Here is a 15,229-nt window from a genome sequence, read left to right as displayed (position 1 = left end):
ATGCTGTCTGCCTACAAAGTGCTCGTTCTGGACGATCATGCCTTTCAGTGCGCCCACCTGAAGGACATGCTGGAAGAAGCCGGGTTCGGCCGCGTCGATACGCTGCAAAGCGCGGGCGACGCGCTGCGCGGCATCCGGGACGAAGGCTACAACCTCGTGGTCATGGACGTGAACATGCCCGTCATGGACGGCGCCCAGTTCATCCACGAGCTTGCCCGCCAGGACTTGAATCCCCTGCTCGCCATCGTGACCGGCTGCTCCCGCCGGATGGCCAACAGCATCAGCCTGATGGCGAAGGAAAGAGGCCTTGCCGTGCTGGGCGCCTTCGTCAAGCCCATTTCCCGCGAAGAGGTCGGCAGCCTCGCGGCGGGCCTGCTGCGCAAGCATCCCTCCGACACGCCGTCGGCCGGCCCCGACACAGGCTACGCAAGCAGCCTGCTCGACAGGAAAAGCCTGCAGAACGCGCTGCGGGACGGCAGCATCCGCGCGTGGTTCCAGCCCAAGAAATCGCTGTCGTCGGGGAATATCGTCGGCGCCGAGGCGCTGGTGCGCTGGCAGCACCGGGAACTGGGGCTGATGATGCCTTCGTCGTTCCTGAAAACCCTGCGGGAATACGGCCTGGACCACGAACTGCTGATCCGCATGCTGGAAGACGGGCTCAAGGCCTACCGCATCTGGCGCGGCCAGGGGCACCGCATTCCCATCTCCGTCAATCTGCCCACGTCCCTGCTCGACAGGCCGCAATTGCCGGACGAGCTTTACTACATGGTCACGAATTCCGGATTGCCGGCCGAGGACGTGACCTTCGAATTGCTCGAAGATGACATGACCGTCGCCGCCGGGCAATACTATATGGGCACCAGCCGCCTGCGGCTCAAGGGCTTCGGGCTGTCGCAAGACGATTTCGGCAAGGGCTACAGTACGATGTACAGCCTTATCTCCACCCCGTTCACGGAATTGAAAATCGACCAGGCATTCGTTTGCGGCGCGGCAAAAGATGAAGTCAGGGCGGCAGCGCTGGTATCCTCGGTGCAGTTGGGCAGGCAATTGGGCCTGCAAGTGACCGCCGAAGGCGTGGAAACCATGCAGGACCTGCAATTCGTGCGCCAGATCGGCTGCGATTATGCGCAGGGATACCTGATTTCCGCGGCCGTCGACGTCTCCGCCTTCAGCCGATTGCTGGCCAACGAACCCACGCTTTTTCCTGCTCCTTGTACCCCCCCTCACTAGAGCCTGTGCGAAACTGCTTTTAGTGTCGATAGGCCCTGGACCCTAGCGCGAGATCGGCCCACATCGTCTATGAAACTGGATACGCCGCTGAGAAACGTGACACGCGCTTCGCGCCGCCTGAATACCGCGCTGTTCGGCATCCTGCCGCTCGTGATGGTGCTGGCCGGCGCCCTTTACTGGGGCGGCCAGCGCATCCTGCAGCAAGAAGAAGACAAGTTCCAGATCGACTTCTCGATTCTCGTCGGCTACGTCAACGCGCAAGAGCGGATGCTCCATGCCCTGCACACGCAGGCCTGGCGGCCCGACTCCCATAACCTGGTGTCCTCCACCCACGTCAGCGAGGTGGCGGGTTTCGATCCCCCCGCCTGGCGTTTCTTCGAGGGCCAGCACGCGCTCGCGTCCATGCCGTTCTCGCTGCTCTGTCAGCGGCCGGATGCCTGCCCCGTCGAAAACGGCGTGTTTGCCGGCATCGGCCCCTACCTGTCCGATTTCTACTCCAGCCACTGGGCCGCTTCGTATTACCCCGCCGCGCCGGTGTTCGTCGTTTCCCCCAGCCGGGAAGTCAGCCTCAGCGTTCCCGCGGTGGCCACGGACTCGGGATACGAGCCGCTGACGCGCCGGGCGTTCATGACCGTGGTCGAGGCGATCATGGACAAGTCGGGCGGCGCGGACCCCCAGGAAGCGCAGCTCGGCGCGCCGGACAAGGTCGAATGGATACGCGACCCGGGATTGCCCGACGCCATGATCGGCATGCTGCCCACCAGCCTGCCCCTGGGCCTGCGCAACGAGGCGCCGGACGTCCGGCGCAACGTCTATGCCGCGACGCTGCTCAGCAGGGACCGGATCAGCATTTCCGAGAAGGTCCTGAACGTGCCGCTGTACGACCAGTTCTGGCTGGCCCGGCAAGGCAACGGCGTACTGGTGGGCGAGGATCCGCCGCCGGGGCCCGACAAAGAGGCCGGCTTCCACTACGCCGCCGACGGGCTGGTCCTCAAGATCAACGACAAGAGCGGAACCTGGACCGGCTATTACAAGCTGAAGTACAGCAGCCTCTTCCAGGCCAACATGTGGCTGCCGGTCGGCGTCCTGCTGCTGCTGATCCTGGGGCTGGGCCTGGGCGCGGCCTATCTGCGATGGTACAACCGGCGCGTGATCCAGCCGGCGGAGGCCGCGCATCGCGACATCGTCGAAAACGAGGAATTCAACCGCACGGTCCTGGGCACCGCGCCCGTCGCGCTCTGCGTGCTGTCGCGTCCCGACGGCAAGGTGGTGTTCAGCAACGCGCTGGCCTCGCAATGGCTGGGCATCGAGCCCGGCGGAGAACTGCACAACTCCCCCGACGCCAACCAGTTGCTGCGCCGGGCCCTGGGATCCGGCGCGCCCGGCACCATCGAGACCTTCCTGGCATATGACGGCCGGCCGCTATTCGTGACCTTCGCGCCCACCCGCTACAAGAAGCAGGACGTGGTGCTGTGCGCCTTTGCCGACATCAGCGCGCGCGCCGAAATGGAGCGCACCCTGGCCCTGGCCAAAGAGCAGGCCGACAAGGCCAGCGAAGCGAAGTCCACCTTCCTGGCCACGATGAGCCACGAGATCCGGACTCCGCTCTACGGCGTGCTGGGCACGCTGGAAGTGCTGGCGATGACGCCGCTGAGCGAAGACCAGCGGCGCCACGTCGACCGCATACAGACCTCCTCCGTGATCCTCCAGCAACTGATCAGCGACATCCTGGACATCACCAAGATCGAATCCGGCCAGCTTGCCCTGGAAGTCGATACATTCGACCCGCGCGAACTCTTCCAGGCGACGGTCGCCTCCTATGCCGGCATGGCCGAGCAAAAGGGCCTGATCATCTATAGCTGCGTCGACACCGCCGTGCCGGCATGCGTAAAGGGCGACGGCGGCCGCATACGGCAGATCCTCAGCAATCTCCTGAGCAACGCCATCAAGTTCACGGAATCGGGCCACGTCATCGCCCGGCTGCGGGCCGAGGATCTTCCCGGCGGCAAGGCGCGGCTCAGCCTGCAGGTGGTCGACAGCGGCGTGGGCATCGGTCCCGCCGAACAAGTCCGCCTGTTCGAACCGTTCTACCAGATCGACAGCGGCTCGCACACCATCCGGGGGGCCGGCATCGGCCTGTCCATCTGCGCCAAGCTGGCTGAACTCATGGGAAGCACCATCCACGTCACCAGCGAACCCGGCCTGGGCAGCAGCTTTTCGGTGGACATCGAACTTGAAAAAGCGGATGCGCCCGCCTGCAATCCGCCCCAGTTGCAAGACCTGAACATCCACGTTCGCAGTCCGCGCAAGGAACTGAGCGAGAACATCTGCCAATGGCTGGCCCACTGGGGCGCCCGCGCGACGGTGGTGCCGCCGGACTCCTACCCCGACAGCGGACTGGACGGCGTGCTGGTCGACGTGCTGCTGTCCGGCAACGCCAAACCCGCGGAATGGGCCGGCCTGCTCATCGTGGCGGGCGGCGCCGATACGCTGGACAGGCATCGCCCGCAAGTCGACCGGCATTCCATGCTGAGCATCGGCCAGGCCATCGAGCGCCTGAGGTCCGGCGCGGCCGAGATTCCCCAGGACGCCGGTCCGGCGGCCTATACGCCCCTCAACCTGCGCGTGCTGGTGGCCGAGGACAACCCGATCAACCAGGTCACGATCCGCGACCAGCTCGAACAACTGGGCTGCCGGGTCGTGATCGCGCCGGACGGCGCCGAGGCGCTCGCGATGTGGAGCATCGAACCCTTCGACCTGGTGCTGACCGACGTGAACATGCCCCGCATGAACGGCTACGACCTCGCCGGCACGCTGCGCTCGCGGGGCGTGACGGTGCCCATCATCGGCGTGACGGCCAACGCCATGAAAGAAGAGGAAACGCGCTGCATGGCGGCCGGCATGAATAGCTGGCTGGTCAAGCCCATCGACCTGCGTTCGCTGTGGCGCCGCCTGCGCCCCCTCGCCGACGCGCAGGACGGGTCCGCGGCCGCGCCGCGGGCCTCCGGACCGGCCCCGGCGGGCGCGGCGGGCAAGGCTCCCGCCATCCCGTCCAAGTACCGGAACATCTTCCTGGAAACCATGACCCAGGACCTGGCCACGCTGGAAAAATCGGTACGCGAAGCCAACGCGCGCGACATGCGCGCCGTGCTGCACCGCATGCGCGGCGGCCTGGCGGCGGTCGAGCTCACCGAATTGCAGAGCCAGTCCGAGCGCGTGGAGAACCAGTTGCGCAACGATGGGCTGAGCGCCTCGGCCCAGGAAAACCTGGCGGCGCTGATCGCGGACATGAAGGCCATGCTGGCCACGGTATGACACCGCACGGGATCAACCCGCGCTTCAAATTGAGAATATTCCTATAGAAGGCCGATCGCACGATTACTAGAATTTTCATTTTCCGAATGCTCAGTCTCCTGTATCGCATGCGCGCCGTCACCGCGGCGTCGTCCATAACCGATGGGTTGCTGGCAGATGCGATCAATGGACTCTCTAGTGAACCACGATGCCGCTGCGGCAAGCGCGCCGACACGCCCGGCTATCGAAGGGTTGAACTTTCAACCGGTGTTCTCAGCCAAGGGCCTGGTGCTTGAGTACGCGGTCGCCATCCCCACCCGCCGCTACGAATGGCGGCGCAGCGCTCCCGGCCAACCCACGCGCCTCGTGCACGACGCCATTGCGTTCTTCCAGGCATTCAACGAACGCATCCCTTTTTCCGTGAACTACGGCGACCATCCCCCCCGGATCGGCTGGTCGGCGGCCGAGGTATGCGCCTCGGGCGGGGTGGCCCTGAACGGCAACGAACTCCTTGCCAGCCCGGACCGGCCGCCGGAGCAACGTTTCGATGGCTCCTATCCGGCATCCCTCGTGACGTTCCATGCTCCCCTGGTTTCCCACCTGCACGCCCGTTCGCAACTCTTCTCCTCCTACACCGAATTCCATATCGGCCTGCGCACCAGGCTCATGCCCACCATCGCCAGAAGCGGGCCCAGCTCTTACGGAGCCCTGCGGGTCACCGGCCTGCACCTGAGGGTCCCCTCCGGTTTTTCCGAGTACTCCTCCCTGCGCGGCCGGTTCATCAAACTGCTGGAACGCGCCGACCTGGCCAAGCTTCCCGTCCTGGTCTCGAACGCGGACCACGCGCATGACCTGCACTGGATGCGCATGTTCCCGGACCTGCAATTCCAGGGGGACGTGCTGTCCCCGCCATTGGGCGCGGACAGCCTCAGGGCATTGCTCGCGCTGAGCGGCGACAACTGGCGCAACTTCCGCGTCGGCTCCCGCTACCCGCCGCGCGGCTAACGCAGGCCTCCAGACAAAAAAAAGCGCGGACGGAAGATATCTTCCGTCCGCGCTTTTTGCGTCCGGCGGCCAGGATCTGGCCGCCGCCCTGCCGCGCTACCAGCGGTAGCGCAGGTTCAACATGCCGCCGTAGCCGCGCTGGCTATCGTTGCCGGCCTGGCCAAAGACGTGCCCCGCCACCTGCACGGCCTTGCCGACCTGGCCCTCGGCGCCCAGCTTGAGTTCCAGCGCGTTGCGCGCCGGCACCGCGTCCAGCGTGCTGGTTCCCATCCGGACCGACGCGTTACTGCTACTGTGCAGCCAGTTGGTTTCCAGGAACGGACGCACCGCCGGCCGGTCCGCCCCCGCCGGCGCGGCGGGATACAGCCGCACGCCCACACGCGTGGTCAAGGCGTTATCGCTGCCGCTGCGCATGCGGGTGCCTTGCAGCGTGGCGTCCTTCGCGTCATAGCGGCTGTAGACCACTTGCGCGTTGGGCGCCACCACCAGGTTGCCCAGGGCGGAATCCGCGGCGAAAGGAAGCAGCGCGTAGCCCGATTCCAGCGAAGCGGACCAGACGTTGGAGTGATAACGGGCGGAACCCAGCTCACTGCTGATCTGGTTGGAATAGCGGCCGTACTGCAGCCACGAGTCCGCATAGGCGCCCAGGCGGGTCGCGTCGTTCTGGTACACCGTCGCGTACATGCCCACGGAATAGCCTGACACCTTCCCTCGCGCCCGGGCGTGCACCTTCGTTCCCGAACCCGGCAGTATCAACGTGGACGTGGACCGGCTGCGCGCCTCGCCGTAACCTCCCATGAAGCCCGCGTACGCGGCCCCGCCCTGCCCGACCGGCGCCCGCAGCAGGTCTCCGCCCAATTGCAGGATCCCGCTGTCGGTATCGATGTCGACCTTGCCTTCCTGCATGCGCATCCCGCCATCGTGGCGGCCCTGCGCCCGCGCCCACACGCTGCGGCCGTCATCGGACGCGGTCTCGGACGCCTCGTGGTAGGCCGGCGCGCGATCTTGCAGGCTGTGCGTGAACAGGCGGGTGGCGGCGCGCTGGTTGCCAAGATAGGCGCCGCTTTCCGGCGACACGTTCCTGAAACCGGGCGCCACGGGCGGCAGGATCTCCGGCGGCGCGATGGGCGGCCCCGGCGGGGTGACGGGCGGCTTCACCGGCGGCGTGACGGGAGGGGTCACCGGCGGCGTATAGTCCGAGGTCAGGTACCAGTCGGGCGCCACGCCCCCGTTGCCGCCGCGCACCAGGCTGTAATCGTAGCCGTTCAGGGCCAGGGTGGCGGAACCCGAACGATAGCCGGTCGATCCCGCGTCCAGCCGGAACGCGTCCGCCGCCGTCGTGCCGCCGTTGATCGTCTCGACGACCCGGATGCCGTACTCGGTCCGCCCGCCGACGCCGCCCGCGTTCAAGATACGCAGCGAGGTATTGCCGGAGGCCGTGCCGCCGTCGATCACGAGCCGGTCCGTGGGCGAACTGTCGTCGCCCAGACGGGTGTTCAGCACCAGCGTGCCGCCGCCCACATAGTTATTGACAGTCAACGTCTTGAATGCGCCGCCCGCGCCCGGCGAGGTGAACGCGACGGTGCCGGCGGCGTTCAGGGTGCCCAGCGACGAATCGCCGCGGACGTTCCAGGTACTGGAGCCGTCCAGCGACAGGCTGTTGACGCGTCCGATGCCGCGCTCGATCAAGGCGCCGGTCAGCACCGAACCGCTCTTGAGCGAGATGTCCGCGCTGCCGCTGTCCATCACGACATCGCCCTTCAGCGCAGCGTTGGTCGCGTCCAGGGTGACCTGTTCGGTTTCGATCACGGTCGACACGCCGCCGCTGGTGACGGTGACGGCGCGCGAGTGCAGCAATACGCCGTCCTCTTCCACGCCGCCCGAACGCGCGGTGATGCCGGAATTCTCGATCGTGAAGGTGTGGCTGCCGCCGGTGGCCAGCAGGCCAGCGCCGTCCTGGGTGCTGATGTGCGTGCCGTTCTTCAGCGTCACCGCGTTGCTGACGCCCGCGCTGGTGGTGTAGCTCCAGATGCCGCGCGCGTCGGCCCCGGACATGGAGAACTGGGTGTTGTCCAGGGTCACCGCCGCGCGGTTGCTCATCGCCAGGCCGGTCGCATTCCTGCCCGAGGTCGTCACGCTGGTGTTGCGCGTGGACATCTTGGCGCCCGCCCCGCTGACGAACAGGCCATAGGCGCCCTCGCCGTGCGTCGTGACGGAAGAGTCCTCCAGGGCGATCTCGGCTCCCGACAACCGTGCCAGCGCGCCGACCCCGCCGGCGCCGAAAGTCTCGATCTTTACCTTCTTGGCCTTGATCGTGGCCGTGCTGCCATATTCGCGAGAGGCATAGAGCCCGTAACCGTTGGTGCGCTGCGTGGTCACGGACCCGTCCTCCAGCGTCACGGTTCCCGCGCGGGCGTCGATGCCCAGGTCGGAACTCGTGATGTCGAAGCGGCGGGCCGTCAACGAGGTGCCGATGGAGGGCAGCCAGACGCCCGTAGCGCCCGTGCTGCCCTGAACGTCGATGGAAACGTTTTCAATTACAGCGGATGTATTTTCGGCATTGATGTTGATGCCGTAGACGTAGGTGCCATTGATGACGAGCGTCGCGTTGCGGATGTCCGCCGAGGACGCCTGCCCGCCGCCATAGGAGCCGCTCAGCACGACGGCGGCATAGCCGCCATCGGCGGCCCGCAGCGTGCCGCCGTCCATTTCGAGGCGCCCGCCGTTACCGGCGCTGGCGGCCACGCCGCCGCTGCCGACCTCGACGTCGGTATTACGGATGGAGATGAGCGAGCCCGCGCCGAACGCATTCAAGCCGCCTCCGGATCCGGCGGGGCCCGAACTGATCGTGGAATTCTCGAGCGTCACGGTCCCGCCCTGGCCCGCGTAGACGGCATCGGCGTTCTTGCCCATGGTAATGCTCAGGTTCTTGGCCGTGATGGTGGAGTTCGCGCCCTCGGCGCGAAGCGCGCTGCTGCGGCCGGCCGCGGAAATGCCGCCCCCGTCCAGGACGATCTTTCCGCCATCCTGCGCATAGGCGCCGTAGGAATAATCGCCCTGCGTCGAAATCAGGGAATCCGTGGCCTCGATCAGGCTGCCCGCCCCCTTGGCATGCAGGGCATGGGCATTCTGGCCTACGCCCACGCTCTCGACGATGCTGTCGACCAGCTTGACGTATCCCCCCGACGTCGCCCGGACGCCGACGGTATTCTTGGCCGATGCGGAGCCGGCCGTGATCGTGACCCTGTCGCCAATCACGGCGTTGCCGGCAACCGATACGTCGATGGCCGCGCCGGTCCCGGCATAAGTGACGGCATCTCCGATGTTCAACGTGACCTGCGTCGTCCCGGAGGGGTCGGACACGACAACCTGGCCCAGCTCTGCCGCCCACATCGTCGTGGGAAGCGCGGCGGCGAGCAGGCCCATCATGATAGGGCTGAGCTTGATTTGCATGGGGATATTCCTTGGCCCCTATCCGAGCCGTACCCATACAAATCCGAAAAGGCGTGAGATGGACTACGTACGTACCGGATAGCGGCGAGTACGTTGCAGTAGTCATCATGTTGCGGGCCACGCAGTGTGAAAAATATAAGATTATTCTTAAAGCGCACCGCCCACATCGTCGATCAATGCAAACAATTGCAAATGCGACATATTTGGCTGAATTTCGAAATAAATGATGCGAAATTGACCCACCGCGCCTCTGATGGCAGCCACTTAAGTGTCCTGGACTGCGGCCCGATCAATGCCGATGAGATGCTCGATCAACTCCGACAAGATGCTCGATCAATGCCGATGAGATATTCGGTCGATTCCGATGAAGCTCGAACAATTCCTATGAGTCGAGGCAGCGGGCCTATTGCACCCGTTATCGGCGCGCCTCATCGAGCCGGTTTTCTATCTGGGCGACGGCCTGCGCGATGCATCCCGCCACGGTAGCCGCGCGCGCATCGTCCAATCGAGCTTTGAGGGTGGCCACGCTGATGGCGGCGATGGCCTCTCCATCATGCCCGCAGATCGGTACGGCGACGGAGCGCGCCTCGGGTATTTCCAGCACATCCTTGACGGCGTAGCCGCGCGCGCGCGACGCGGCGATATCGCGCAGCAGATCCGCCGCGTTGTAGCGGGGAAAGTTGGCCTTGACGCGATCGGCGTTCGCGCTGCATATGCGCTGGATCTCGGCTTCAGGCAAGGTCGACAGTATCGCCAGGCTGCCTCCGCCCACGTTCAACGGGCGCCGCCGCCCTATGTCGAGCACAAATGCCTTGATCGGGAAGCCGCCTTCGGCCCGATCGATACATAACCCGTCGAATCCCGAGCGCACCGTCAGGAATGCGGTGTCGCCAGTCTGCTCCGCGATCGCCTGGAGATGGGGAAAACAGATGTCGCGCAATGCCACCCTGGGGGCAGCGACAAGCCCCATTTCATACATGGCCGGGCCGAGGTAATAGCGCTTGTTGGCATTGTCCTGCCGAACCATTTGTTCAGCGATAAGGCCTTGCAGAATGCGATGGGCCGTCGGCTTCTCTATGGCGCTCAGGCAGTGCAAATCCGTCAGGCGCATGCCCATGCGATTGTTCGCTGTGATCAGGCGCAACAGTGCGGCGGCACGTTGCAGGACCTGGGTTCCATTGTTGGCATCGCGCTTGGTTCGGATCGACATTTTTCACTATATGGACCTTATGGCGGTCCAATTATGCGACCAGCGCGCGGGTATTGGGTAGAGTAAGTACTTTGTTGGCTCAACATAGTCCAAATTATGGACTAATTGAATAGATGTCCCCGTACCCTTGCCCTCGCGCATGCGGGTGGAATCGGACGGCGACGAGACCTCGGCCCACTGCGGGTCGATGGCTTGAAAACAGGGAAGATCTGTATGACTCCTTCTGAACGGATTGGGGCATTTTCCGCGGCGTTCAACCCCGAAGTGCTGACCCCCGCGCTGCGCCAGGCTTGCGCGCGCTCTCTGCTGGATACCTATGCCGTGGGCGTGGCCGGCAAGAACGAGCCGGCCTCTTCGCGCGCCATGGCCTATCTGGCGACACTGGGAACCGGCGACGAGGCGTCGCTGTGGGGATGCCCCGGACGCGCCACCGCGGAAGCAGCGGCGTTCTACAACGGTGTCGCCGCCCACGTGCTGGATTACGACGACGTGACTTCGCCATTGCGCGGCCACCCCAGCGTGGTCCTATGGCCCGCGCTGATAGCGTTGGCCGAGGCCGAGAGCGCCGGCATGGGGCGGTTGCAGTCCGCCTATGCGGTAGGCTTCGAAGTGATGTGCAAATTGGCCAAGGCCGTTGCCGTCGATGCCTATGCAAAAGGCTGGCACGTCACCGCCAGCATAGGCATCATCGGCACGGTCGCCGCGTGCTCGCACCTATTGCGGCTGGATGCGGAAAAAACCGCGCATGCGGTCGGTATGGCGGTCGCCCAGGCGGCGGGCACGCGCGCGAATTTCGGCTCGGACGCGAAATCCTTCCAGGCGGGTCACGCCAACGCGGCGGCGATACGCGCCGCCCGGCTGGCGCAGGCAGGATTCACCTCGTCTCCCGACGCCATGGATGCCCAGCAGGGCTACGCCGCGCTCTATGGACAAGGACAGGACCTGTCGGCGGCGCTCGCGACGCTGGGCCAGGCGCCGCTGGAACTGATCTCCAGCGGCTTGGAGGTCAAGAAATATCCCCTGTGCTACGCGACCCACAGGGTCCTGGATGGCTTGCTGGATCTGCGGGCGGAACACGGCATCGCCCTGGCGGACGTGGAGCGCGTGGAAATCGAAACCAGTCCCGGCGCGCTGGTTCCGCTCATCCATCACCGGCCGGCGACGGGATTGCAGGGCAAGTTCAGCCTGGAGTACGCGGTTGCCGCGGCGTTGCTGGACGGCCACGTCGGCCTGGCCGCCTTCACGGACGAAAGCGTGCAGCGCCCCGCCATCCAGGCATTTCTTCCCTTCGTGCAAGGGCGCAGCACGCAAGGGGACTCGATCCTTCCGCGCTGGGCGCTGGTGCGCCTGTACACCCGCGACGGCCAATGCATCGAGCGCAAGGTCGACGCATTGCGCGGCTCCGCGGTCCTGCCCCTGACGGACGACGAACTCATGGCCAAGGCCACGGACTGCTATGGCTGGGTTGGGTTGCAAGCGGATGCGGGCGCCCAGTTGGCGATCGCGTCGGACCCGAAGGCCCGGATCGAGGATTTCCTCTCGATCGCGCGCTAGAAAAATCGAATCGAAATATAAGGCATGGAGCAAGGAGCAAACATGGATTTCACTTTGCCTGAAACCACCCGGATGATTCAGGACACGGTGCGAAACTTTACGCAGCGCGAACTGATTCCGCACGAACCCCTGATCATCCGGCGCGAGGCCGAGCGCGGCATGGGCGACGATCCTCTGATTCCAGCCGAGCTGGAAGCGCGGCTGCAGCAGACGGCCCGCGAAGTGGGCTTGTGGGGCATAGACGTGCCGGAGGAGTTCGGAGGCCAGGAATTCGGCATGCTGGCGAAGTGCGTGGTGATCGAGCAGCTCAAGCATTCGATCGTGCCGTTCGTCCCTCCCCCCGACAGCCCCAATCTCCATCTGCTGAAGGCCCTGTGCAAGGGGCCGCAGATCGACAAGTATCTGCTGCCTTACGCCAACGGAGAGAAAAAGAGCTGTATCGCGCTTTCCGAGGCCGGCGCCGGCTCCGATGCGGCCAACATCAAGATGCGGGCCGAACGGAAGAACGGCAAATGGGTGCTCAATGGCGCCAAGATGTGGATCAGCCACGCTCGCCGCGCCGACTTCATGATCGTCGTGGCCGTGACGGACCCGAAGCTCGGGTCCCGGGGAGGCATGACGGCGTTCCTGGTCGACAAGGGGACTCCCGGCGTCAGCATTCCGGTTTCCTACCCCATGATCGGTGAATTCCACCCTTATCAGGTGTTCTTCGATGAGGTCGAGCTGGAAGACGGCCAGGTCCTGGGCGACGTGGGAAATATATTCGTGCCGCTCACCAACCGGCTGGGCATACGCCGCCTGGACATCGCTTCGCGTTGCGTGGGATTGGCCAGCCGCTGCCTGGAAATGATGATCGAGCAGGCCAATACGCGCCAGACCTTCGGCTCTCCGCTGGCCGACAAGCAGGCGATCCAATGGTGGATCTCGGACAGCTATCAGGAAATCGAAATGGTGCGCCTGCTGATCCACCGCCTGGCCTGGAAGATCGACCAGGGCGTAGCCGATTTCCGGCGCGACGGTTCCATGGTCAAGGTGCAGGCAACCGAGCTGATCCAGCGTGTTTCCGACCGGGCCATCCAGCTTTTCGGCGGCATGGGCTTGTCCAAGGAATTGCCGCTGGAGTACATCGCCCGCATGTGCAGGGTGTTGCGCATCGTCGAGGGGCCCAGCGAAGTGCATCGCTGGGTGATTGCGCGCGATCTGCTGCGCAACGGCCTTCCACAACAATAAATCATGCCCAGAAGGAGACAACAAATGCATAAGAAGCAGTACTGGAAACCCAGGGTATTCCGGCAGATGGCGGCCGCCGCCGCGGTGGCGGCGTTCGGGTATGGCTATGCGGCAACGGCTGCGGCCGAGACATTTCCCAACCGCCCCATCACGTTGACAGTGCCCTATGAACCGGGAGCGACGACGGACCTGATCGCCCGCGCCATGGGCGAGCGCATGGCGCGCGAACTACAGTCGCCCATCGTGGTGGAAAACAAGACTGGCGGTAATGGCATCATCGCGGCGCTTCATGTGTCTCGCTCCAAGGCCGACGGTTACTCATTCATGCTGGCCTCGGACTCCACGGCGGTGCTCAATCCCCTGCTGTACAAGAAGCTGTCCTACAGCCCGGACAAGGATCTGACGCCTATCGGGCTGGTGAGCGACCTGCCCTTGGTGATGCTGGTCAACACATCGCTGCCCGCGCGGGATCTCAAGGAATTCGTGGCCTATGCGCGCGCGCATCCCGGGAAGCTGAACTTCTCTTCCACGGGTATCGGCGGCACGTTCCACCTCTCCGGTGAACTGTTCAACCAGATGGCCGGCATACAAATGACTCACGTTCCCTATAAGGGCGGGGCTCCGGCCATGCAAGCCCTGGTGGCCAAGGAGGTCCAGGCGCTGTTCGGCGTGGTCGGATCCGCGCTGCCGCAGATCAAGGCTGGCAATGTGCGCGCCTTGGCCGTCGCCTCGAAGGAAAGGCTGCCCATGCTGCCTGACGTCCCGACTTTCGCGGAACTCGGCTATCCGAATTTCATCGTGACGGTCCGCTATGGATTCATGGCGCCGGCGGCGACTCCGCCAGACCGCATCTCCACCTTATCGGCGGCGATGAATACGGCGCTGAACGATCCGGACTTCCGGAAGAAATTCGGCGATCTGGGATTCGTCCTTCCGGCGAAAAGCAGCCCGCAGGACTATGCGGCCCTGATCCAGGCCGATCGGAAGATGTGGGCCGATGTCATCGAGGCCAAGAATATCTCGCTGGACAATTGAGCAGGCGCGGCGGCCTGGCGGGTCACTCGGCGATGCTTGCCAGTGGCCGGCCGGCCAGCCAGCGTTCCAGGTTGCCGAGGAAGCACGCAAATGCCCGCTCGTTGAAATCGGCGATACGGGCCGCGGAATGCGGAGTGACGATGACGTTGTCCAACGTCCAGATTTCGGATTCGGGGGGCAATGGTTCGCGCTCGAAAACGTCGAGGTAGGCGCCGGAAATCTGTTTCTCCCGCAGGGCTTGAATCAGGGCGGGTTCGTCGACGATGCCGCCTCGCCCGACATTGACGAGGCATGCACTTCGGGGAAGGGCTGCCAGCCTGCGGGCATCGATCAGATTACGGGTTTCGTCCGTCAAAGGGCAGCAAATCACCAGCCAGTCGGCTTCGCCGATGACGCTGTCCAATCGTTCCAGCGGCATCGTCTCGTCGAAGTCCGGCACCGCCTTGCCGCTGCGATTGATGCCGACGGTGCGGATGTCCAGGGACCGCAGGCATTTCGCCAGCACGGCGCCGATGTGCCCGGTACCGATGAGCACGGCGGTCTGCCGGTCCAGGGGAAGAGGACAGATCTCGTCGGGCATGGCTCGCCATGCGCGGGCCTGTTGATTGGCGTAGTGCCACGCGAATCGTTTGTTCAGCGCCAGGATGCCCGCCAAGGCGCTGGTGGCCACCGCCTTGCCGCTGGCTTGCGGGCTGGTGGTGACCACTACGCCCCGATCCTGGAATTTCCGGTACGCCGCGCTGTCCGAGCCGGCCGAAAAAATATGCAGCCATTTCAGGTGGGGGCAGGCACCCAGCAGGCGGAAGAAAAGACGGGTTTCTTCATTGGAGGCCGGCCGGCCGGGCATGGTGTGAATGTCCCGGCTGAAAAAAGCAACGCCGACGCTGTCCAGATCCTGTTGGCTGAGTTCGGACGTCGCCGCGATCAGCGTTATCTCGCCGCCATGCGCGGCGGCCAGTTCGGCAATCGCCTCGTGCCCCTGGTCTTTGATGTGCGCGGAAACCAGCACACAGGTTTTCCGGGGGAGGACTGGCTTGGGCATGTCTCTTTCCGTAGTGGAAGTTCTGATGGAATGCCAGCGATTCTGAGCCAGGAACCCGCCCGCCGTCCATCTCCAGGCCCTGATATTAGTCCGTAATGTGAGAGTAAATAGCGGCCCGTCTCTCACACCCTCCCATAGCGCCCAGCCAATTAGTTCATATTGTGGCCTTCTTGGCG

At 64.6% G+C, this 15,229-nt stretch carries 9 protein-coding genes; 6 read left to right on the top strand and 3 right to left on the bottom strand.

From position 1 onward, the window contains the following. The 3 genes from WHX56_RS07120 (at position 1) to WHX56_RS07110 (ending at position 5,529) form a co-directional block, all read left to right on the top strand. Positions 1-1,230: an EAL domain-containing response regulator gene (locus tag WHX56_RS07120; protein WP_129241476.1), complete on the top strand. Its 1,230-nt coding sequence runs from the start codon at positions 1-3 to the stop codon at positions 1,228-1,230. 96 nt (positions 1,231-1,326) lie between these two features. Beyond that, complete coding sequence (locus WHX56_RS07115; protein WP_338880855.1) at positions 1,327-4,545, top strand: hybrid sensor histidine kinase/response regulator; 3,219 nt, start codon at positions 1,327-1,329, stop codon at positions 4,543-4,545. Between the two features lie 246 nt (positions 4,546-4,791). Beyond that, positions 4,792-5,529: a hypothetical protein gene (locus WHX56_RS07110; RefSeq protein WP_287754320.1), complete on the top strand. Its 738-nt coding sequence runs from the start codon at positions 4,792-4,794 to the stop codon at positions 5,527-5,529. A gap of 96 nt (positions 5,530-5,625) precedes the next feature. Here WHX56_RS07110 and WHX56_RS07105 read toward each other — a convergent pair whose 3' ends face one another. Continuing rightward, positions 5,626-8,982: an autotransporter outer membrane beta-barrel domain-containing protein gene (locus WHX56_RS07105; protein WP_338880854.1), complete on the bottom strand. Its 3,357-nt coding sequence runs from the start codon at positions 8,980-8,982 to the stop codon at positions 5,626-5,628. A 415-nt stretch (positions 8,983-9,397) separates the two neighbouring features. Further along, positions 9,398-10,192, bottom strand: coding sequence for an IclR family transcriptional regulator (locus tag WHX56_RS07100; RefSeq protein WP_287755151.1), 795 nt, complete (start codon positions 10,190-10,192; stop codon positions 9,398-9,400). A gap of 213 nt (positions 10,193-10,405) precedes the next feature. Between WHX56_RS07100 and WHX56_RS07095 the strand changes: the two genes are divergently transcribed. The 3 genes from WHX56_RS07095 to WHX56_RS07085 all read left to right on the top strand — a co-directional run bounded on the left by WHX56_RS07095 (position 10,406) and on the right by WHX56_RS07085 (position 14,011). Then, entirely contained in the window at positions 10,406-11,746 is a 1,341-nt protein-coding gene (locus WHX56_RS07095) for an MmgE/PrpD family protein (RefSeq protein WP_338880853.1), read from the top strand. 42 nt (positions 11,747-11,788) lie between these two features. Continuing rightward, positions 11,789-12,976 (top strand): acyl-CoA dehydrogenase family protein, encoded by a 1,188-nt coding sequence (locus tag WHX56_RS07090; protein WP_338880852.1) that lies wholly within the window; start codon positions 11,789-11,791, stop codon positions 12,974-12,976. A gap of 66 nt (positions 12,977-13,042) precedes the next feature. Beyond that, on the top strand, positions 13,043-14,011 hold the full coding sequence (locus WHX56_RS07085; RefSeq protein ID WP_338880851.1) for a tripartite tricarboxylate transporter substrate binding protein: 969 nt from the start codon (positions 13,043-13,045) through the stop codon (positions 14,009-14,011). A gap of 22 nt (positions 14,012-14,033) precedes the next feature. On the opposite strand, the gene WHX56_RS07080 is transcribed toward WHX56_RS07085, so the two are convergent. Beyond that, entirely contained in the window at positions 14,034-15,053 is a 1,020-nt protein-coding gene (locus WHX56_RS07080) for a D-2-hydroxyacid dehydrogenase (protein ID WP_338880850.1), read from the bottom strand. Positions 15,054-15,229 lie beyond the last annotated feature (176 nt).

The organism is Achromobacter veterisilvae (assembly GCF_037619525.1).
Lineage (GTDB): Bacteria > Pseudomonadota > Gammaproteobacteria > Burkholderiales > Burkholderiaceae_B > Achromobacter > Achromobacter veterisilvae.
Note: the sequence above shows the minus strand (reverse complement) of the source record. Positions and strands in the feature narration are given on the sequence as shown.